19 protein-coding genes are annotated in these 21,786 nt (G+C 38.1%); 8 read left to right on the top strand and 11 right to left on the bottom strand.

From position 1 onward, the window contains the following. The first annotated feature begins 357 nt into the window (after positions 1-357). The 4 genes from H8S90_RS17255 (at position 358) to H8S90_RS17240 (ending at position 3,518) form a co-directional block, all read left to right on the top strand. On the top strand, positions 358-1,707 hold the full coding sequence (locus H8S90_RS17255) for a Gfo/Idh/MocA family protein (protein WP_187339097.1): 1,350 nt from the start codon (positions 358-360) through the stop codon (positions 1,705-1,707). Positions 1,708-1,837: 130 nt separating this feature from the next. Beyond that, entirely contained in the window at positions 1,838-2,461 is a 624-nt protein-coding gene (locus H8S90_RS17250) for a 7-carboxy-7-deazaguanine synthase QueE (protein WP_187339096.1), read from the top strand. Between the two features lie 60 nt (positions 2,462-2,521). Further along, entirely contained in the window at positions 2,522-3,097 is a 576-nt protein-coding gene (locus tag H8S90_RS17245) for a Crp/Fnr family transcriptional regulator (RefSeq protein WP_187339095.1), read from the top strand. 103 nt (positions 3,098-3,200) lie between these two features. Then, the gene (locus H8S90_RS17240; protein ID WP_187339094.1) at positions 3,201-3,518 is read left to right on the top strand and encodes a multidrug efflux SMR transporter; all 318 of its coding nucleotides are present in this window, start codon (positions 3,201-3,203) and stop codon (positions 3,516-3,518) included. Between the two features lie 94 nt (positions 3,519-3,612). Here the strand turns inward: H8S90_RS17240 and trxB are convergent, their stop codons facing one another. The 9 genes from trxB to H8S90_RS17195 all read right to left on the bottom strand — a co-directional run bounded on the left by trxB (position 3,613) and on the right by H8S90_RS17195 (position 12,363). Further along, positions 3,613-4,578, bottom strand: a complete 966-nt coding sequence (trxB, locus tag H8S90_RS17235; protein ID WP_187339093.1) for a thioredoxin-disulfide reductase — start codon at positions 4,576-4,578, stop codon at positions 3,613-3,615. Between the two features lie 142 nt (positions 4,579-4,720). Next, positions 4,721-6,349: an acyl-CoA carboxylase subunit beta gene (locus H8S90_RS17230; RefSeq protein WP_187339092.1), complete on the bottom strand. Its 1,629-nt coding sequence runs from the start codon at positions 6,347-6,349 to the stop codon at positions 4,721-4,723. 145 nt (positions 6,350-6,494) lie between these two features. Beyond that, on the bottom strand, positions 6,495-7,532 hold the full coding sequence (locus tag H8S90_RS17225) for a LacI family DNA-binding transcriptional regulator (protein WP_187339091.1): 1,038 nt from the start codon (positions 7,530-7,532) through the stop codon (positions 6,495-6,497). A gap of 98 nt (positions 7,533-7,630) precedes the next feature. Then, positions 7,631-8,269 carry a hypothetical protein gene (locus tag H8S90_RS17220; protein WP_187339090.1) on the bottom strand — a complete coding sequence of 213 codons (639 nt, stop codon included), beginning with the start codon at positions 8,267-8,269 and terminating at the stop codon, positions 7,631-7,633. A 14-nt stretch (positions 8,270-8,283) separates the two neighbouring features. Beyond that, positions 8,284-8,757, bottom strand: a complete 474-nt coding sequence (locus tag H8S90_RS17215) for a hypothetical protein (protein ID WP_187339089.1) — start codon at positions 8,755-8,757, stop codon at positions 8,284-8,286. A 10-nt stretch (positions 8,758-8,767) separates the two neighbouring features. Beyond that, positions 8,768-9,418, bottom strand: coding sequence for an ABC transporter ATP-binding protein (locus H8S90_RS17210; protein ID WP_187339088.1), 651 nt, complete (start codon positions 9,416-9,418; stop codon positions 8,768-8,770). 232 nt (positions 9,419-9,650) lie between these two features. Then, on the bottom strand, positions 9,651-10,406 hold the full coding sequence (locus H8S90_RS17205) for an ABC transporter ATP-binding protein (RefSeq protein ID WP_187339087.1): 756 nt from the start codon (positions 10,404-10,406) through the stop codon (positions 9,651-9,653). A 4-nt stretch (positions 10,407-10,410) separates the two neighbouring features. Continuing rightward, the gene (locus H8S90_RS17200) at positions 10,411-11,283 is read right to left on the bottom strand and encodes an ABC transporter permease (protein ID WP_187339086.1); all 873 of its coding nucleotides are present in this window, start codon (positions 11,281-11,283) and stop codon (positions 10,411-10,413) included. Positions 11,284-11,388: 105 nt separating this feature from the next. After that, a complete protein-coding gene (locus H8S90_RS17195; protein ID WP_187339085.1) occupies positions 11,389-12,363 on the bottom strand; it encodes an ABC transporter substrate-binding protein in 975 nt (324 codons plus the stop codon). A 145-nt stretch (positions 12,364-12,508) separates the two neighbouring features. On the opposite strand from H8S90_RS17195, the gene H8S90_RS17190 reads away from it, so the two are divergent. Both H8S90_RS17190 and H8S90_RS17185 read left to right on the top strand, forming a co-directional pair. Beyond that, positions 12,509-13,669: a methionine aminotransferase gene (locus H8S90_RS17190; protein WP_187339084.1), complete on the top strand. Its 1,161-nt coding sequence runs from the start codon at positions 12,509-12,511 to the stop codon at positions 13,667-13,669. 98 nt (positions 13,670-13,767) lie between these two features. Then, positions 13,768-14,547 (top strand): amidohydrolase, encoded by a 780-nt coding sequence (locus H8S90_RS17185; RefSeq protein ID WP_187339083.1) that lies wholly within the window; start codon positions 13,768-13,770, stop codon positions 14,545-14,547. 114 nt (positions 14,548-14,661) lie between these two features. Here the strand turns inward: H8S90_RS17185 and H8S90_RS17180 are convergent, their stop codons facing one another. Further along, positions 14,662-15,096 (bottom strand): hypothetical protein, encoded by a 435-nt coding sequence (locus tag H8S90_RS17180; RefSeq protein ID WP_187339082.1) that lies wholly within the window; start codon positions 15,094-15,096, stop codon positions 14,662-14,664. A gap of 174 nt (positions 15,097-15,270) precedes the next feature. Between H8S90_RS17180 and smc the strand changes: the two genes are divergently transcribed. Together smc and H8S90_RS17170 are read left to right on the top strand one after the other, a co-directional pair. Beyond that, positions 15,271-18,810, top strand: a complete 3,540-nt coding sequence (gene smc / locus H8S90_RS17175; protein ID WP_187339081.1) for a chromosome segregation protein SMC — start codon at positions 15,271-15,273, stop codon at positions 18,808-18,810. 190 nt (positions 18,811-19,000) lie between these two features. Next, positions 19,001-19,930, top strand: coding sequence for a M20/M25/M40 family metallo-hydrolase (locus tag H8S90_RS17170; RefSeq protein ID WP_255501640.1), 930 nt, complete (start codon positions 19,001-19,003; stop codon positions 19,928-19,930). 80 nt (positions 19,931-20,010) lie between these two features. Here H8S90_RS17170 and H8S90_RS17165 read toward each other — a convergent pair whose 3' ends face one another. After that, entirely contained in the window at positions 20,011-21,609 is a 1,599-nt protein-coding gene (locus H8S90_RS17165) for a S41 family peptidase (protein WP_187339079.1), read from the bottom strand. Between the last annotated feature and the right edge of the window lie 177 nt (positions 21,610-21,786).

Below are 21,786 nucleotides of genomic sequence, written 5' to 3'. Positions count from 1 at the left end.
ATTAATTATCTAAAAAAGTACAAAAAACATTTATTAAAGTTAGACAGTTGGTTCAATATACAATTTACGAAAAATACACATACAACCAACCTATCTACCGCTTTTACCAATTGTAAAGGATTTAGCAAAAAGTAATATAGTAAGTTTCTATATTTTGTCGCAATATGCAAAAATGAAGAATAATTTCATACTCGATCAAAAACACAACCGATTGCGCAATTTTTTTTAAAAATAGAGCAATCGGTTGCATAATTTTTTGTTGAATTGTTTTTTTATGTTTGTTTCCGGGGAGTACGATAACATCGCTTTAGATGAAGATTATGAACTCTTTGTTATTACCTAATATCATAAAACATAATGAATAGAAGAAACTTCATTAAATCTGGTTCATTCGCTGCAGCTGCTACCGGTATTTTGCCTAATACGAACGTCTTTGCACAAGAAAAAAAGAAAATAAAACTTGCTTTTATTGGAGTAGGCCTTCGAGGCAGAAACCATGTGGCTTTGGCATTGAGAAGAGATGATATAGAAGTAACAGCTATTTGTGACACGCAAGAAGAACCTCTAGCAAGTTGCAGAAAACAATTTCAAAAAGCCAATAAAAAGCTGCCTAAAGAATATACTGGAGGAGCGGATGCCTACAAAAAATTGTTAGAGAAGGAAAAGCTAGATGCCGTTGTTATAGCTACGCCATGGCAATTCCATAAAAATCAAGCTATTGACGCTATGAAAGCGGGCTTATATGTTGGCTGTGAGGTTATTGCCGGATTGACGGTTGACGACCACTGGGATGTAGTGAAAGCCTCTGAACAAGCGGGTAAACCTTATATGACTTTGGAAAACGTTTGTTACCGACGAGACGTAATGGCCGTATTAAACATGGTAAGACAAAATCTGTTTGGAGAATTGATTCATCTTGAAGGTGGTTATCAACATGATTTAAGAGAAGTGCTCTTTAATGATGGTAAACAACCCTACGGCGGGGGCGTTGAGTATGGTGAAAAATCGATGAGTGAGGCGCAATGGCGCACCCAGTATAACATCGATCAGGATGGAGATCTCTACCCTACTCATGGACTAGGCCCTTTAATGCATTATACAAATATTAACCATGGTAATCGCATGACCAATATGGTTACTTTCTCAAGCAAGGCGAAAGGCCTGGCCAATTATGTCGAGAAAACTTCGCCGGGACATGCAAATGCAAAAATCAATTACAAAAATGGCGACGTGACCACCACTTTGATCAACTGTGCAAATGGTGAAACACTGTTGTTGTCACATGATGTACATTTGCCAAGACCTTATTCAATAGGTTTTAGAGTACAGGGAACCGACGGCATCTGGATGGACGTGAATAACGGTTTATATATAGAAGGCAAATCTGCCAAAGGTCACGCTTGGGATACTGCCGATGATTGGTTGAAAAAGTATGATCATCCGCTATGGGCGAAGTATGCAAACGACGCCGCTGGTGCGGGTCATGGGGGAATGGATTGGTTTGTTTTCAATGCCTTTATACAAGCTGTAAAACAGAACAGTCAAACGCCAATTGATGTTTATGATTCTGTAACAATGAGCGTAATTACCCCTTTATCAAAAATATCTTTAGCAGAAGGCAACAAGTCGGTTGAGATTCCTGACTTTACAAATGGAAAATGGAAAGAACGCCAAGTAGTGTTCGCATTAGACGATAGTGGCTTTTAGCCATAGTGTTTGGATAATTGGTTGGGCCGTGGAGGATTAATATTCTTCACGGCTTTTTTTTCAACGTAAGTATGAGAGATTACTGCTTCATGACGTCGTAAAGCTAAAAATTAACTACCTTTACACCATTATGTCAAATCAGGTTCCAGAAGACGGTACGCTGCTCCCTTTAATGGAAGAATTTTACACAATTCAGGGCGAAGGCTATCACACAGGTAAGGCTGCATATTTTATTCGTTTAGGTGGTTGTGATGTTGGCTGCCATTGGTGTGACGTAAAGGAAAGCTGGGACGCAGAATTACATCCACTTACAGCAGCTGATGCCATCATTTTAAATGCTATGAAGTATCCAGCCAAAACAGTAGTGATTACGGGTGGGGAACCTCTAATATACAATCTGGATTACTTGACAAAAGGCCTTCAGTCTGTAGGAGTTAAAACCTTTATAGAAACATCTGGAGCTTACCCTTTAAGCGGCTTTTGGGACTGGATATGTTTATCGCCGAAAAAATTTAAAGCGCCTAGACCGGATGTCATCCACGCGGCAGGAGAACTAAAGGTTATTATATTCAACAAAAGCGATTTTGCCTGGGCAGAAGAATACGCTAGCCAACTTCCTGCTAACAGGAAATTATATCTACAACCAGAATGGTCTAAGGCTTCACAGATGACGCCTTTAATAATTGATTATGTGAAGGAAAACCCTAAGTGGGAGATATCGCTTCAGACGCATAAATACCTCAATATCCCTTAATATTTGCATTTAAGTAGGTATTTTTATCCCCTGAGTGAAATTGCCGCGAATTGATTTATCATGTTGGAAGAACATCCTTTCATACGGAGAAAATTAGATGCTTTAGGCTTAAGGTTGAATTCTTTAGCTTTGTTAAGGGACGAGTTCGAAGAAGTGCATTATCCTAAAGGCAAAGTCATTATAAAATCCGGTCGCATAGAAAATCAATTATATTTCATCTCCAAGGGCATTGCTCGTATTTACCTACAAGCAGTGAACCGGGAAACAACATTTTGTTTTTGCTCCGAAGCAGATATTATTTTCTCATATAACAGCTATTTTACCCAAACACCTGGCTATGAAAACGTAGAACTATTGGAGGATAGTACCCTGTTAAGAATTAGCTGTGAAAAAGTCAAGGTTCTCTGTGAGGAAGATATAGGTGTTGCTAACTTCTTTAATCGCCTGATCGGTGAGGAGTTGGTTAAAACGGAAGAACGTTTTATCCGCTCACAATCACAAACGGCTACTGAAAGGTATTATGATCTGATGAACAAGCATCCGGGTATTATTCGACGTGTTCAACTCGGTTATATTGCTTCTTATCTAGGGATAAGCCAGGTAACATTGAGTAGAATAAGGGCCAAAGTAAGGTAGCACAAGTCGGGATACAAGCAACTATAGCTTTCTTATTTTTTAACATATGTAAAAAAATAAGTTGAAGTTAATGAAGATATTTGCAGTTATAAAAACAAATATCATGGCTTGGATTTATTTAATTGTCGCTGGACTATTTGAGATAGGATTTACTTCTTGCTTAAAATTATCCAATAATTTCACTAACATAAAATGGTCGACAGCATTTTTTTTCTGTATAATCACGAGCTTTTTGCTACTCAATAAAGCTATACAAGAGATTCCGATAGGAACGGGTTATGCCGTTTGGACGGGAATAGGTGCCGTTGGAACCGTCGTAATGGGAATTCTTTTATTTAAGGAACCTTCTGATTTTTGGAGAATATTTTTTATTTTCACGCTTATTGCTTCCATCATCGGGCTCAAATTAGTTTCAAAATAGAAGACCGTATATTAAAACTGAACAAATGAGGCCTCTTAAGACGTGTTAAGAGACCTCATTATGATTTTTATTTTATAAAGTAAAGCTAAAACAACTATTCAGAAGTTAAAATCACTGGGTGTTCTTTGGCTGCCAAGTACCTTTCAGCTTCCAATGCTGCCATACATCCGCTGCCTGCAGCTGTCACAGCCTGTCTATAGATATGATCCTGTACATCTCCTGCAGCGAATACACCTTCTACATTGGTTTGTGTGCTATCTGCTTTGGTAATTAAATACCCAGATTCATCCATAGCTAACCAATTGACAAAAATATCTGTATTGGGCTTGTGTCCTATGGCCACAAAAAAACCAGTAATAGCTAAAACCTGATGTTCTTTGGTTTGATTATTTATAACCCTCAAACCGTTAACCGTTTGACCATCGCCCACAACCTCTTCAGCCTCAGTGTTATAATGTATTTCGATGTTAGGTGTATTAAATACGCTATGCTGCATTGCTTTAGATGCACGAAACTCGTCACGGCGCACCAACATATGTACTTTTCTACATAACTTCGCAAGATAAGTTGCTTCTTCTGCAGCTGTATCTCCTGCGCCTACTATAGCAACGTCTTGCCCTTTAAAAAAGAAGCCATCGCATACGGCACATGCAGAAACGCCAAATCCGTTATATTTTTGTTCACCTTCAAGCCCTAACCACTTAGCCGTTGCTCCGGTAGCAATGATGACCGTATCCGCAGTCACTGTTTTTATTTCGTCTATAACTACTTTGTGTATCGGGCCGCTAAAATCGACAGATGTGGCGTAGCCGAAACGAATATCGGTGCCGAAACGCTCAGCTTGCTTTCTAAAATCTTCCATCATTTCTGGTCCCATAACACCTTTTGGATAACCTGGAAAGTTCTCCACATCCGTTGTCTGGGTTAATTGTCCTCCAGGCACAATCCCTGTATACATTACCGGTTTCAAATCAGCCCTGGCGGCATATATTGCTGCAGTATACCCTGCTGGCCCTGAACCAATTATTAAACATTTTATGTGTTCTATTTCTTCTGTCATGGAATAACGTTAATATTTGCACAAAAATAACTATTTATTGAAACCATTAGGTTTACTGTTTGTAAATTTTCATAGTAGGAGTTATAACTTGAAGTAATTAGTTTTTATTCTTGTAATAGAACCTCTCCTAATCAGTGTTTTCCTAGGTTTGTATTACGCCGACATTAAATGGTTTGATCATCGGATTGTTGTTTGCGGCTTCTATTCCCATAGAAATCACTTTTCTTGTTTCTAGGGGGTCAATAATCCCGTCTACCCACAATCTAGCAGCAGCGTAATAGGGTGTTGTTTGCTCGTTATATCGTTCCGTTATATCTTTCAACAATGCCTGTTCATTTTTTTCATCCGTTTCTTCTCCATTAGATTTCAAAGTAGCTTTTTGTATTTGCAATAAAGTTTTAGCCGCTTGCGCTCCGCCCATAACAGCAATTTTAGCAGATGGCCAAGCAAATATCAATCGCGGGTCATAGGCCTTTCCACACATGGCATAATTCCCCGCTCCATAGGAATTGCCTATGATTATGGTAAACTTTGGAACAGTAGCATTGGAAACAGCGTTTACCATCTTTGCACCATCCTTTATAATTCCTCCGTGCTCAGATTTACTTCCTACCATAAATCCAGTGACATCCTGTAAAAACACCAAAGGTATTTTCTTCTGATTACAGTTCATTATAAAACGTGCTGCCTTTTCTGCGGCATCCGAATAGATGACACCACCGATTTGCATTTCTCCTTTTCTACTTTTAACTATCTTTCGCTGGTTAGCCACAACGCCTACTGCCCAGCCGTCTATCCTGCCTAACCCACAGATAATACTTTTTCCGTAAAGTGCCTTATATTCATCAAAAGTCGAATAGTCTATTAAACGCATAATAATTTCTTTCATATCATATGGCTTTTCTCTCGACTTTGGTAAGATGCCGTAAATTTCCTTCGCATCATGCTTGGGTAAGGCGGGCGGCGTTCGGTTAAATCCAGCTGACGGGTTATCTCCTATCTTGTCAACAATACTTCTAATGCTATCCAAACAACTTTTATCATCTGGATGCTTATAATCTGTAACACCGGAAATTTCGCAATGGGTAACCGCTCCACCTAAGGTTTCATTATCCACATCTTCTCCAATGGCCGACTTCACCAAATAAGAGCCTGCTAGGAAAACAGAGCCGGTCCCTTCCACGATCATTGCTTCATCACTCATAATTGGCAAGTACGCACCTCCAGCAACACAGGAGCCCATAATCGCCGCTATTTGAACAATTCCTTCGCTACTCATACGGGCATTATTTCTGAAAATTCTTCCGAAATGTTCTTTGTCTGGGAAAATTTCATCCTGCATAGGTAAGTATACACCTGCCGAATCTACCAGATAGATAATTGGCAAACGGTTTTCCATTGCAACCTCCTGAGCTCGCAAGTTCTTTTTCGCTGTTAAGGGGAACCATGCTCCGGCTTTTACCGTTGCGTCATTTGCAACTATTACGCATTGTTTACCAGATACATAACCTACACCCGTAACCACGCCAGCAGAGGGACACCCTCCCTGTGCCTCATAACATCCGTCTGCTGCTAACGCTGCCAATTCCAACCAGGGTTTATCCTTATCAAGCAAGTATGCTATACGCTCACGAGCCAACATTTTACCTTTAGCATGTTGCTTGGCTGATGCTTTAGCTCCTCCACCCTCATATATTTTTTTTAAACGGGCATTTAACTGATAAAGCTGTTGTTTATTGAAGTCTTCGTTTGTATTGAAATCTAGGTTCATGTTCAAACCTAGCATTAATATTTTAGCTTTTCAAAGAAAAAAAATGTAAAATATCACATATTGTTCGTGTTACACCAACCTAAAATATTGATATACAAAAAACTATATCAAACCAATGTAGATGTTATTATTTAGTCATATACCTCTAGGCATGCTGGCTAACCAGTTTCGATTCGAGAACTATCTTTTTTCCTTCAACAGCCGAAATATCGTCACTGGAATCGCCGGTATTTAGATCAATCAAATCAAACAACATCTGTGCGGCATTGGCTCCTTGCTCTCCCGGAAGCTGCTCGATAGATGCCATTGGAGGATTTTCCATATATTTCCATATTGGATAATTGGCATAACTAATAAAATAGATGTCTTGATTTACTACTAAACCTTTACTGCGCACGGCATTCATAGCATCTAACGTAACATAATCATTGAAAGAAACTACCGCAGAAGGACGTTCACTCAAATGAATCAATTTGAGTACAGCTTCTTCATTACCTTTTTCAGAAAGATCCGTATATACAATATTCTCCCTATTTAGATCTACATGGTTTCTTTTTAGCGCTTCAACAAAGGCGTCTTCTCTCTCTTTACTGGCTGGCAGATGTGTAGGTCCGTTAATAAATGCAATAGATTTATGTCCGCATGATACAAAAGTATCAACAGCCTCAAACATACCTGTTTTTAAATTGCTTACTATCGCATTAATGTTGGGTATATCTGGAACACAATCAAAAAAAACAATAGGAATGCCTGCTTTATTTAGCACTTCAATGTATTCAAAGGCCGTAGTATTCTTGGCGGAAGAAAGAATGATTCCATCCACACGATGACTTTTCATCGTACTAATAATTTTTAATTCTCGCTCAGGATCATCTAATGATTGGCCCAAAATAACCGTATAGTTTTTACTACTGGCAAAATTCTCAATTTCACTAATTGCAGCAGAAAAAAAAGCCTCTGATAGACTAGGTAAAATAACGCCTATTGTAAATGTCTTTCTTTGTTTAAAAAAAATAGCCGTTCTGTTAGGTTCATAATCTAACTCTTCTGCCAACTTCTTAACACGCATTGTAGTAACTAAACCGATGCTTGGATGATCATTCAAAGCCCTGGAAACTGTAGAAGTCGATATTTTCAAACGCTTTGCTATCTCTTTTATGGTTGGTTGTTTGCCTTTATTCATAGATATAAAGAATTAGGAGCCCATATTGCAGGCAAAACAATTAAATATTTAAATTGATCATTTAAATGATTGGCAAGTTACAAAATCTTTTTATGTTTTTACGATAGTTGCTCATCTAGCAGCAAGCTGACAGACATATAATCTAGTCTTTCATTGCCTTTGTCACCATAATGGTAAGGTGTTTCTGCTCCAATCAATAACACTTCATTTGGTTGAAGTGCATTAACCTTTAATAATTGGCTAATCGGGCTACTGAACCCCTGTAAAACCAAATCATCAAAAAAATAAGCCCTCAATTGCTGATCTATTCCTTCCCAGGCTATTTGTTTTAACTTATTTAACTGCATCAGTGGGTTACCACGTGTAAGTACGTAGATGCTTTTACCATCTTCTATCATTTGATGCAGCATTTTTTTTATTGAAGGAAACAGCAGCAACTTTAAGGGTAATTTAGCATTTACGTGCAAGCTGTTAAATTTTTCCCGGTACTTTTCGTCAATACCAAAAACAGCTGCTGCTCGCTGGAAAATATTATTTGGCCCATAGCCCTCATATGCTTTCTTAAAAAAAACTACGAGTTCATTGGCTGGAGGCACAGTTTCCGTATATTCTAACAAATTAGCAAATAAATAATATACTTGCAGCAAATAATCTTTTTGCGGATATAACACATCATCTAATTCAAAAATAAATGCCTTTTTAGATTTATCTATATCGTAATAAGTTAACATCGCCATGTCTATTTGGGTATTTAATCATCTAAACAACATAATAAGACTCCTTCTGCTGTATCCGAACACACGCCGGTGTATCCTTTTAAAGATAATTTTTCGGTGTTTAACGACTCTCCATTGACAAGTACATTTGGGATAAACCCTTTTCCGGGATTGGAAATAAACTGCAAGTGTTTTAACGATTCAAATGCTGGCACTACAAGTGTTATATCGTATTCATGAAATAAGTCTTTGCATGCAGAAAGCTGTACTATTTCTCTTTTCCGGAGCGGAATAATAATATCAACATTATGGTCTAATGCTGAACTTAAAAGTTCGTGATTGAACGAAATTCTCGAAGTAAGAGGTAGGTCAATATATCTACCACTTTCTAGCAATATTTTAGGAATTGCCTTTGAATCACCAAAAATAACTTTAAACTGCTCGTTTAGACCGCGTGCCACGCGCTGTGCAAAGAATTCAGTTCCCCCGGTAATTAAAACATTTTTCATCTAGAAGTACTTATATGATTGTACCATCTTTCATATGAACTTTCCTATCTGAAATATCTGCCAGGTGTTCATTATGCGTTACAATAATAAATGTTTGTTGAAGTTCCTTTCTGAGTTCTACAAAAAGATGATGCAAACTGTTGGCGTTTTCAGAATCTAGGTTACCCGAAGGTTCGTCTGCCAATACTACAGAAGGATTATTCATCAAAGCCCTAGCTACGGCCACACGTTGTTGCTCGCCACCCGAAAGTTCAGTGGGTTTATGATTTGCTCGATTACTTACATGGAGTAATTCTAGAAGATAGGCCGCTCGCTTCTCACTTTCGCTCTTACTATTACCCGCAATAAAAGCAGGTATGCAAATATTTTCGAGAGCCGTAAATTCTGGTAGCAGGTGATGAAACTGAAAAATGAACCCTATATGTGTGTTCCTGAAAGCACTCAGCTTTTTAGCAGATAATTTGGCAGTATTTACACTGTTTAAGATTACGCTACCGGCATCTGGTGCGTCCAATGAACCTATAATATGCAATAAGGTGCTTTTGCCTGCACCTGAGGCTCCAACAATGCTTACAATTTCTCCTTTGTTAACCTCTAAATCTACACCTTTTAGTATTTTAAGGTTTCCATACGACTTATAAATTCCTTTAGCGCTCAACATAGGGCGAATATACTTGTTTTAACCCGAAATTATGTATTGGGCTTCGTGATAAGCAGTAAAAAACAAGAAAAAGAGGTTGTTTGGAGACTAAGGGATAGCTATGTTATGATGAGGTTGAAACCAATAGCAAAGTGGCAGACTTTGAAGTTGTTTTCATGCGTAATAAAAAATTTAGTGCATAATCAGGATTTAATGATGGCCGCTCTGATTTGTTATAAAAATCAGAGCAAATTTAAAGTTCATTAAACCATTGAAATAAATCTTGTGGTTTCAATAATTGCTTCTCCTGCGCATTGAAGTCTCTTTTTATTTTGCCTTCAGCTAACTGCACTAATCTATCTCCATAATTCAGCGCTTCATTCATATTATGGGTAATAAGCAATACCGTTAGTTTATATTCTGCAACAAGTTTCTTTGCAATTACCATTACCTGATGAGCGCTTCGGGGGTCAAGGGCAGCTGTAGGCTCATCCAATAAAAGTAATTTTACATCTGTCATAACGGTCATCAATATTGTTAATGCCTGCCTCTGTCCGCCACTCAGACTGCCCACCGGCTGTTCTATCTTGTTCTCGAGCCCCATATCAAGTAATGCGAGGCGCGCTTTAACTTTTCTCTTGAAACGGTCATCAATCCCGATGCTAAGCTTCTTAGGCTGTCCGCGAAGTGCTGCCAATCGGAAATTATCTAATATACTGAGTTCTGGCACCGTCCCTGACAGCGGGTCCTGAAAAACTCTGGCAATCCATTTACTCCTACGATAATCTGGTAAAGTTTCGATCGCTTTATCTTCCAAATAAATATGCCCTTGATCAGGCACGACATTACCTGAAATAACATTTAACAATGTACTTTTACCTGATCCATTTGCGCCAATAATTGTCAAAAACTCATGCTTCTCTACACGTAACGAAAAATGTTCCAGCACTTTTGTTTCATCTGATTTACTTCGTGAGAAAGTTTTAGAGATATTTTCCAATAATAACATTAGCCTAGCGTTTTAAATATTTTGCCCAGTTCCTACCTGGTATCGCTACTATCAGGAGCACAAAGCAAGAGGTTAATAACTTAAGCAAGCTTGCGTCCACGCCTATACTAAGTGTAAAAGCCAACACAAGTTGAAAAATCGTGACACCAACTAGAACAAGAAGCAGCCCTGTCAATATACCGTTCGTTTGAAACACTTTAACAATTGTTTCTGTAATCATAACAGACCCTAACCCACTAATTACTATACCAATGCCCATATTTACATCAACAAAACCTTGAAATTGAGCGATTAGGGAGCCACTAAATGCGATAAGCCCATTAGTAAATGCCAGTCCCAATACTTTCATACTGGCGGTATTCACTCCCAATGACCTAACCATCAAATCATTACTCCCTGTAGCTCGCATAGCCAAGCCAAAATCAGTGCGTAACAGGTAATACAACACAAATATTAGTAATAACACCCAGGTACCGGCGATGATCAATGTATTCAGTGAATCGTTAGATACAATATAGGTAGAAAAAACAGTGTTATACTCAAGTAAGGGCATATTAGATTTCCCCAATAAGGAAAGGTTTACCGAATACAACGCTGTCATAACCAAAATTCCAGATAGTAATGCGTTTACTTTGAGTTTCGTATGAATGTAAGCTGTCATCATACCAGCCAACGCTCCACTCAAAAAAATAAGTGGAAAGGCAAGCCATAAAGGAAAACCATTACTTAAACATAAACCACAAACGACCGCTCCTAATGTATAACTTCCGTCGGTTGTTATATCAGGAAAGTTGAATATTTTTATTGTTATATAAATTCCAAGCGCCATTGGAGAAAAGCATAACGCCTGTAAAACCGCTGCTAAATAAAAATCCATCAATAAAAATAACAATTTTATAAACGCAAATAAATTACGATTACCCTGCCATATAACAAAATGGTGAAAGACGCAATTTAGTCCATCAGTGTTAGCAGTTGGCAATCAATCTACTGGAAGAAAATTAGTGGGAAAAACAAATTTATAACGTTCGGCTACGGCAGTGTTGACTACATGTTTCCTAACTTTAACCAGTTCTACTGAAAAACCTCTGGTATCCTTTTTATCCAAAAAATCAGCCATTGCCAGACCGGCCTGTTTTCCCCATTCATAAATATCAGCACCATAAGCTGCTACCGCACCACGTTTAACCAAACCAAGCTCACTTGTAAAGATAGGAACGTCCCTATTATTGCAATTCTTTACGATGGTTTCAAAAGCTGAAAAGACTGTGTTATCAGGATTGGCAAAAAAAGCGTCGATTTTTTTGTTGAGCAGTGCATTTATTACAAGTTGTGCGTCAGCAGAATTATTTAGGGGTAGTGCTTCAAGCACGATTTGTTGCTCATTAGCCAAAGTTTTCAGTCTGTTGAATGCATCAACAGACTGAGGTTCTGCCTGATTATATATCATTCCGATCCTCAAAGGCTTGCTGTTTTTTGGTTTCACAGTGTTTTTTATGATCATAAAAGACGTATCAATGTATTGGAGGTTTTCCCCTACCCCGAATAAATTCTCAGGATGATTTCCTTTGCTATCTTCCAAACCTAAAATATTTGGCATTGCAGTTACACACATAAAAATTGGAATCTCTTTAATGCGTTGTGTTGCAGCTAATGTAGCTAAAGTTGTGGAGGTTCCTATGCCCACAACTTTTTTTGCTTGCATGAAGCTAACAATCTGATTCATAGCTCCCATATCTCCCTGTGCATTCTTGTATAAAATTTCAATTGTACCTTCATTTTCCCGATAACCTCGTTCGGCTAAGGCTTCTATAAACCCCTTTCTGGCGTCAGCTATTGTAGCATCCTCAAAAGCTTCAATAAATCCAACCGTTGGTGCATCAGCATTTTTCGGTCCTTTACACGATAAAAGTCCTATTCCTGACAATAATAATAGTAAAAATCTGTTATATTTCATTGACATAAATTATATCGTTGCAATTTACAATAATATGCTGTAGACTTGGGTTTTTAAAGTAAAATATCAAAGACAAAATAGCGGTTTTATTTTGAATATCATCTACAACCAGTTTCAGTAAGCACATCTTTAATAAAGAACACTTATGATCAACATATCATCTAAACTTCCCAATATCAGCAATTCAATCTTCAGTACGATGTCTCTATTAGCTACTAAGTATGAGGCGATAAACTTGTCGCAAGGTTTTCCTGATTTTGACTGCTCTCCTAAGCTTATCGATCTCGTCCACTCGCACATGAAAAAGGGGCACAATCAATACGCCCCTATGGCAGGTGTTCAAAGCTTACGAGAAAGAATAGCTGAAATAACCGAAAATCTATATGCAGCGATTTATCATCCTGACAGCGAAATAACCATTACTTCTGGCGCTACGCAAGCAATATTTTCCGCAATAGCGAGCATCATACGATCAGACGATGAAGTCATCTGCTTTGATCCAGCCTATGACTCTTATGCACCAGCCGTCGACCTATGTGGTGGTATTGTCAAAACGGTAACACTTTTGCCCGATAACTTCACCATTAATTGGGACGATGTGAAAAAACTTTTCTCCCATAAAACTAAATTAATTATAGTCAACACACCACAAAATCCAACGTCACGTACCTTGACAGACGATGATATGCGTCAACTGATAAAACTGACTAACGGTACCGATATTTTCATCATCAGTGATGAAGTTTACGACAAAATTGTATTTGACAATAACAAACATATAAGTGTTTCAAGCTACCCCGAATTGCGTGAACGAAGTTTTGTTATTTCATCGTTTGGTAAAATGTTTCATATGACAGGCTGGAAAGTGGGTTACTGTTTAGCTGCGAAGAAGTTAACCACTGAATTCAGAAAGATACATCAATATTTAGTGTTTAGCGTAAACACGCCAATTCAACATGCATTGGGGGATTTTTTGGAAGATGCCGACGAGTATCTACAATTGTCAGATTTTTTTCAGGGGAAACGAGACTTTTTGACAACAGCATTAAACAATACTCCATTTCGGGTATTACCTTCAGCAGGATCGTATTTTCTTTTGGCAGACTATGAAAAAATCAGCGACGAAGATGATATAGCCTTTACTAAAAGACTCGTCGCAAAACATGGCGTCGCTGCTATACCTTTATCCGTATTTTATAAGAACAAGATAGATAAACATCTTATCAGATTTTGTTTTGCCAAGAAACAAGAAACACTTGAAAAGGCTGTTGATTGTTTATCGAGTATCCATATACAGAGTAGATGAGTTATCTATCAATAATAAAGCATAGATAACTTATAAACCAAAGATATAAATTATCTACCATTTTGATTACTTTTATTATATTAAAGTTAAATTAAGACATGACACCGTTAAAAATAACTATATTTCAAGCATATTTATTTTGGGAGAATACAGAAAAGAATCTTTCAAATTTAGCTTTACGCTTATCTTCCCTTAAAGAAAAAACAGATCTTATTATTCTTCCAGAAATGTTTAATACTGGTTTTACAATGAATACAGGTAAATGTGCCGAAAAAATGGATGGCGTAACCATTTACTGGATGTTGGAGCAAGCGCGCAAATACAATTGTGTAGTGGCCGGCAGTCTCATCATTGAGGAAAACAATAAATACTATAACCGTTTCATCTGGATGAAGCCCGATGGTTCTTATCACAAATATGATAAGCGACACTTATTTACCATGGCCGGAGAAGAAAAGGTTTTTGCTGCCGGAAAAAAAAGAGTGATTGTTGAAATTAAAGGTTGGCGTGTGTGTCTACAAACATGCTATGACCTGAGATTCCCAGCCTTCAGTCGCAACTTGGGTAATGTCTATGATATCTTACTTTATATTGCGAGCTGGCCAGACGCACGAATTGCACATTGGAGGGCCTTGATACCTGCGCGAGCATTGGAAAATCAATCTTACGTAATTGGCGTAAATCGCGTAGGATACGATGGAAACCAGGTGTATCATTCAGGAGCATCAACCTGTGTAGCACCTGACGGGAGTGTAGTGTATTATAAGCCGGAGGATGAGGATCTATATACATTTACGCTCTACCCAGAGGACTTAAAGAAGATACGTGAAAAACTACCTTTCCTCCAGGATGCAGACCGCATACAAATTATTGATTAATTGAATTGGTTTAAAAGTTTTCACCGCCTGCCCAAACTTGGATCCTTAACAGGATAATATGTTGAGACTTTAGAGGGATAACCAATTCATGTTCGGAATGGAGCAGAACGAATATTAGTCCTTATAAGGTCTGTCTAATATTGCGGCTTTTATCACCGCATCGCGAAGATCAAAATCAGCATAGGTATTAAGGTTACTTTCATCTATTACATAAGGATCTAACCGTCCAGAGTGATGACCATAGGCAGGACGTGTTTCCTTTGTTCGTCTAACTTCTTTTGCTTCGTTCAGAACGCCCGTGTATCGCTCATATCTCTGATGAACCTCCGGTTGCTTTCTTTCCACCAATACTTCTTTATCTCTTATCTTTCTAAGCGGCTTCTTTTGATGTGGTTCAGCCTCTTCATATTCTATTACAACCTCACCTCTGGGCTGTTGGGGTTGAGAAGGATTTCGTTTTCTTGCTTTCTCCTGCTCCTTTTTAAAGTTAGCATATATCTGAAATCCAAAAACGATAGCGGCTATTATGAACGGCAGAATAGTTTCCATATAATAAAGGTAACAAATAGTTTCCATATTCAAGTATCCTTCAGAAAAGAGCTCATCAAAAATCGATTAAACTTGCTATTGAATCAGGAGTTACTTCAAGAAAAACCATAGAGAAAGCTAATTAATTAGTTCAATTCATTAAATTCGCAGCCACAAAAAAGTTCGTTCCGTTAAATGCAACTCACACGCTTAGAAATTAAAGGGTTCAAAAGTTTTGGTGACAAGATAACCATCAACTTCAATGAAGGTGTTACAGCAATTGTTGGTCCTAATGGTTGTGGTAAATCTAATGTAGTGGATGCCATCCGATGGGTACTTGGTGAACAAAGAACAAAAAATCTCCGTTCAGAAAAGATGGAGAATATCATCTTTAATGGTACAAAAACGCGTAAATCAGCAAATTTAGCCGAAGTATCATTATCTTTTGACAACACGAAGAATGTACTTCCCACCGAATTTTCACAGGTAACCATTACGCGTAAACTCTATCGGAGTGGTGAAAGCGAATATCGCTTAAACGACGTGCAATGCCGTTTAAAAGATATTACTGACCTATTTCTTGATACCGGTATTGGCAATGACTCTTACTCAATCATCGAGTTGAAAATGATTGATGAAATCATCAATAATAAAGAAAACTCAAGAAGGGCACTCTTTGAAGAAGCTTCTGGAATTTCTAAATATAAAGTACGCAAAAAACAGACGCTAAACAAATTAAAAGATACCGAGTCTGACCTAGACCGAGTAGAAGATCTGCTTTTTGAAATTGAGAAGAACCTTAAAAGCCTAGAAAATCAAGCAAAGAAAGCGGAGCGATATTATCGTCTTAAAGATCAGTATAAGGAATTGAGTATAACCTTAGCCTCTTTTCGTATTGCTAATTTTAGGGAAGCACTCATGCATCTCGATGAACAACAAAACCATCAAGACACTGAGAGAAATACCATAAGTGCACAGCTGGACGTTCTGGAGGCTACACTTCAAAAGTTAAAACAATCATGTTTAACGCAAGAAAAGAATCTTTCCGTACAACAAAAGGCGGCCAATGAATATACTTCAAAAATCAGAACGTATGAAAGTGAAAAAAAAGTAAAGAATGAGCAATTACGCAATCTGAACGATAAAGAGCAGCGTTTGCATAAAGAACTTACTAGCGACAAACAGCAGATTAATCATATACTTTACAATATCAAACGTTTGAATGAGGAGTTACTCGCTGAACAGCTGAAATTGGATGAGATTAAAGTGTCCCTAGACGAACAAAAGCAAGAAGTTGACGAATTGAGAGGTCAGCAACAAAACTCGAAAGCTAAGCTAGATCATGCTAATCGGGAAAGCAATGAGCTACAAAACAATATTTATAAACTAGAAAAGGAAATTACCGTTCTCCATATACAAAAAGACGCCTTAACGCAAGAAAGTGAAAGAAATATTATTGATACGGAAGCCAAAGAAACAGCCTTAGATGAATTTACAAAAGTGGTTGTTAATTTAGAGGAACGTGTAGCCGGTCTTCAGGAAGAATACAACCAGGTACTTTCCTTTGAAGAAGGACTTAGCCAACGCATTATAACCAAAGAATCGCTCATTCAGTCTCATAAGGATGAGCTTGCAAAAGGCAATCGAACACTAGACGCTAAGCAGAACGAATATAATCTTACTAAATCTTTGGTAGACAATCTTGAGGGTTACCCCGAATCCATTCGGTTTCTTAGAAAAAATGCTGGTTGGGCCAAACCCTACCCACTGCTGTCAGACATTCTATTCTGTAAAGAAGAGTATCGGGTAGCTATAGAAAATTTCTTAGAGCCTCTAATGAATCACTATGTAGTTAACAAACGTGCTGAAGCGATTAATGCCATTAAACTGCTAACTAATGCTTCTCGTGGGCGCGCCGGTTTTTTTGTATTAGAAGCGTTAACAGATACAACACCAGAAAATACCACTATAGAAAACACCCGAATGATTTCGGCGCTGGCAGTAGTTGATGCCGATCAGAAATATCGCCCGCTTATACAAGCGTTATTAAACCATGTTTACATTTTGAAAGCTGATGATGAGGCTGATTTAGAGACTGATTTGCCAGACACTCCCATGACCATTTTACACAAAAATGGGAAATTTGCAAAATTCAGACTAGGTTTAAATGGAGGGTCTGTAGGGTTATTCGAAGGGAAACGTATAGGCCGGGCTAAAAACCTCGACAATTTAAATAAGGAGATAAAGCAAATCACTCAACACCTGGAAAAACTTCAGAAAACCACATTACTGGAATCAGAGGAACTCAATAATTTAAAGGCGGACACTAAAAAGGAGGTTCTGGAGGAGACAAAGTTACAGCTTAACCGTTTGAATAATGAGCTGATTTCTGTAAAAACAAAACAAGAACAATATGTTACCTTTATCGAAAATAGTCAAAATCGTAAACACGATATCGCAACAAAAATAGCGGCAATTACGCAAGACCTGCTGGCATCAGAACCGAGATTAAACAGTTTAAACAAACAAAAAATCACACAACACGAAGAGTTGTTACGATTACAGGAGAATTTCAACGAGGTATCTGAGCGTCTAACAATGCTTTCTTCAGCTTTTAATCAGGAAAATATCAAGTTTCATCAGCAGCAGAATAAAGTCAATACCATCCATAAAGATCTTGAGTACCGAGAAAGTCAACACCATAGTTTAGAAAAGCGGATAGCACAATATACAACAGAATATCAACAAGTTAAAGAAGACATTAAAGACACCTTGCAACATGTAGATCATTCTGATGAAGATCTAATCGCTATGTATGCCGAAAAAGAATTGCTTGAAAAAGCGCTCCAGGAATCAGAGCAAGACTATTATGCTACGCGCGGGAGCATAAACAAAAAGGATGAGGAGATTACTGCTTTGCGTAAGCGCAAAGAGCACTTTGATTTGTTAACTAATGAAATAAAAGATAAGAAAACAACTCTTCGTCTAGAACTGAATACGTTAAAAGAACGATTGTCTGTTGAGTTTGATATAGATATCAATGATTTACTCGACAATGAGCTATCTGAGTCTTTAGGAGACGAAGATGAATTGAGAGCACGTACCGAAAAACTAAAAAAACAGCTGGAAGAATTCGGATCGATCAACTCCATGGCTATGGAGGCTTTTCAGGAAATTAACGAGCGCTATACTTTTATTCAGAAAGAACGGAAAGATCTTTTCGATGCGAAAGCATCTCTTTTAGAAACTATTAAAGAAATTGACGATACGGCTCGTGATAAATTTATGGAAGCCTTTACCAAGGTTAGAGCGCATTTTATCACCGTTTTCCGCTCCCTTTTCAACGAAGAAGATTCTTGCGATCTGGTGTTAAGCAAACCCGATGCACCATTAGAATCAGATATAGAAATTATGGCGCGCCCAAAAGGCAAACGCCCTTTATCCATTAACCAGTTATCTGGTGGGGAGAAAACGTTAACATCAACCGCTCTGCTATTCTCTTTATATCTATTGAAGCCTGCTCCATTTTGTATCTTTGACGAAGTAGATGCACCATTGGATGACACCAACATTGATAAGTTCAACAATATCATTCGTAAATTTTCCAATCAGTCGCAGTTTATTATCGTATCCCATAATAAACGTACCATTGCAAGCACAGATATTATCTACGGCGTAACCATGGTTGAACAAGGTGTGTCAAGAGTTGTTGCTGTCGATATGCGTGAAGTATAGTTATGGCTCGTTATGAGAGTTTAGCCGATACTTTACCACATCTTAACCGCAAAAACCGAGTAATATAGATAAGAAGACCCTGAAGCAAGTTATCGGTATTCAACAAATTTCAGTATGTTTGTTAAAATATCATTCTAGCCATATGCAATGTATCCCGAGCAAATTTCCTTTTGTAGTATTGTTACTTATTATGAGCTGCTGTGCAAGTGTTAAGCAACAAGAACAGACGGCGACGGTATCAGGTGGTGTAAACAATGGCCTATTATCGGATTTAAAAACACTTTCTTCTGATGTTTTTGAAGGCCGGAAGACGGGGACAGCCGGAGCGCAAAAAGCGAGGGAGTTTATTACAGAACGATTTAACAAATTACGACTAGAGTCATTCTCTACTGAACAGCATTTTCTCCAGGTTTTTGACTTCACTGATAAGAGCGGAGACACCATCAGTGGAACGAACATAATAGGTTACATACCCGGAAAGATGAAGGAAACTATCGTGGTATCTGCACATTATGATCATTTAGGTATAATCGATGGAGAAATATACAACGGCGCGGATGACAATGCTTCTGGTGTTGCAGCTTTACTTCATTTCGCTGAATATTTCACACACCACAAACCTAATTTTACCATTATTTTTATCGCCTTTGATGCAGAGGAAATGGGACTCCGAGGGGCCAAAGCATTTGTGGAAAATCCGCCCACATCCTTGAATAACATACATCTGAACATAAATATGGACATGATTGCCCATAATGAAAAGGGGGAGCTCTATGCTTCGGGAACATACCATTATCCAGAGTTAAAGGAATATATAAAACCAAATGACAGTCCTCAGCTAAAAATACTATTTGGTCATGACAACCCAAGAGAAGGCAGTAACGACTGGACTAATCAAAGTGATCACGGTGCTTTTCACACAAACAATATTCCTTTTATCTATTTTGGTGTTGAGGACCATAAAGATTATCACCAACCGACCGATATTTACGATAACATCAACGAAGAGTTTTATACACATGCAGTGGCAGCAATTTTAACTATTATCAAAAACATAGACGAAAAACTATCGAGTAAGGTCCAGATTCAAAAGAATAAGATTTCCTCATTGGTTAAATGAACAGGCTGTTAACAACATAACCAGTACGATAGATATCTATTGTACTGGTTATGTTCAATCATCGAGATAATCCTAACTGGCTATCTGTTACCTGTTTCGATCATCCCTTTAAATTCTTTATGTTTACCTAGGCTGCGCATAAGTCCTACAGACGAAGCGCTAACCTGTTGGCCCCTAAGTGACATCATTCCACGTTCACTTGTAGTACTTGAACCTGAAGGGCTTAGTAGTCGAAGTGCTTCAGCAATATACAATTCGCGTTCATCACCAAAATCGTAAGTGGCGATATCGAGATCATCTTCGCCTCTGAGCATATTAGTTCCCGAAATTTCATTTCCTGGAGTAAAACCGCTATAATAGTCTCCTTCTTCTTCGGCGTTTTTGGTAGAAAAGCTTGTTAAATATAAGTCGTAAATCCCTTCTATGCGTACTGGAAAAAAACCGACCGGCTTACCGTATGTGGTGGTGCCAACCAATTGTACAGTTACTCCTGAGGTTGTAGACCTTAAAGAATTAATCACCAGCTCACTGGATGAAGCTGTATTATCAGTTACCAGAAAAACAACGTTTTTAACTCCGTTTAGATTGCCTGCCTTAGCAAAAGTTCTTGTATTAGCTTCAACAGTATAACGGCCAAAATAGGTATCTGTACCTATGATTTCGCCACTACTATTTCTTACTGGCTGATTTTTCAAAATTTCGGCCTGTCCGTTCTGCATCATGGTGTTATAGTGTTCGGAAAACATGGTACCCGAAGCACTCGGAGGAACAATAAGATTAATTAAATGTTCCGCTGTACTCACATAACCTCCTCCATTATAACGCAAATCAATAATAAGATCTTCTACATCTTTAATAGCAAACTCATTGAACGCCTCGTTCAACACTTCTACAGAATTATCGCTATCCGAAAAACGAGCATAAGCTAAATAGCCTATATTTTCCCCATTTCTCTCGATCACAGATGACTTATATATAGGGCTACTTTCATATCGAGCGCTAACAAGATTTACCTCATAATCAGAACCATCTGTTCTTTTACCCGCTAGACGAACCATAAAAGGATCAGACAGCAATTCATTATTGATCACCTGTAGATCACGATTAAAATTCGAGCCAATCTCTGTATCATTAATTTTTGTTATAGTGGCAGCTCTTGTCAAACCCGCTTCTGAAGCAGGAGAACCTGGATATACCGCTTTAATAAACAATTCATAATCATTGTCGCTTGCACCAACAGCGGAGACAAAATAAATACCGATGTCATTCCCCTCTCCCTGTAAATTTACACCATTGATGAGATTTCTGATACCGGCACTTGCTCCCCCGTCTTGATCGGAAACATCTTCTATATAAGAGAATTTAGGTGCGCCCGAAACCGTACCCTCATGCTGTTCGGTAAGATCCAATAAGTTCTGCTCATAGTTTGCTAAATTAGAAGAGCCTGTAGTATACCTTCTAGGGTTAAAAGTATCGTAAGTAGGTAACTGCTCGTTCCAATAATAAATTTCTTTAGCATAAAGAAAAATGGAGTCATTGGTAAGTGCTACTCTATCGTCTGTTGGAGTTTGAAGTGTATTTCCCGTATCAATAGAGGCAGGATCTTTCTTACATGAGCTTGCTAAAACAAGTAGTATAAAAAAAACCGGGAGTAATTGATTGAATATGCTAGAACCCATATAGCGTTAAGCCTTAAATTATATTTTTCTCGCAATATACAATAAGTCTGTCTTTTTTTTATTTCGCGGTCCAAAGTTTTAACAGGATTTCACACTATTTTTATTATTTTGTATAGCGAATGGTAATTCATACGATCTGCAAAAAAAATTTACGGCACGCCTATTCTAATGGCATGC

Source organism: Olivibacter sp. SDN3 (assembly GCF_014334135.1).
Lineage (GTDB): Bacteria > Bacteroidota > Bacteroidia > Sphingobacteriales > Sphingobacteriaceae > Olivibacter.
Note: the sequence above shows the minus strand (reverse complement) of the source record. Positions and strands in the feature narration are given on the sequence as shown.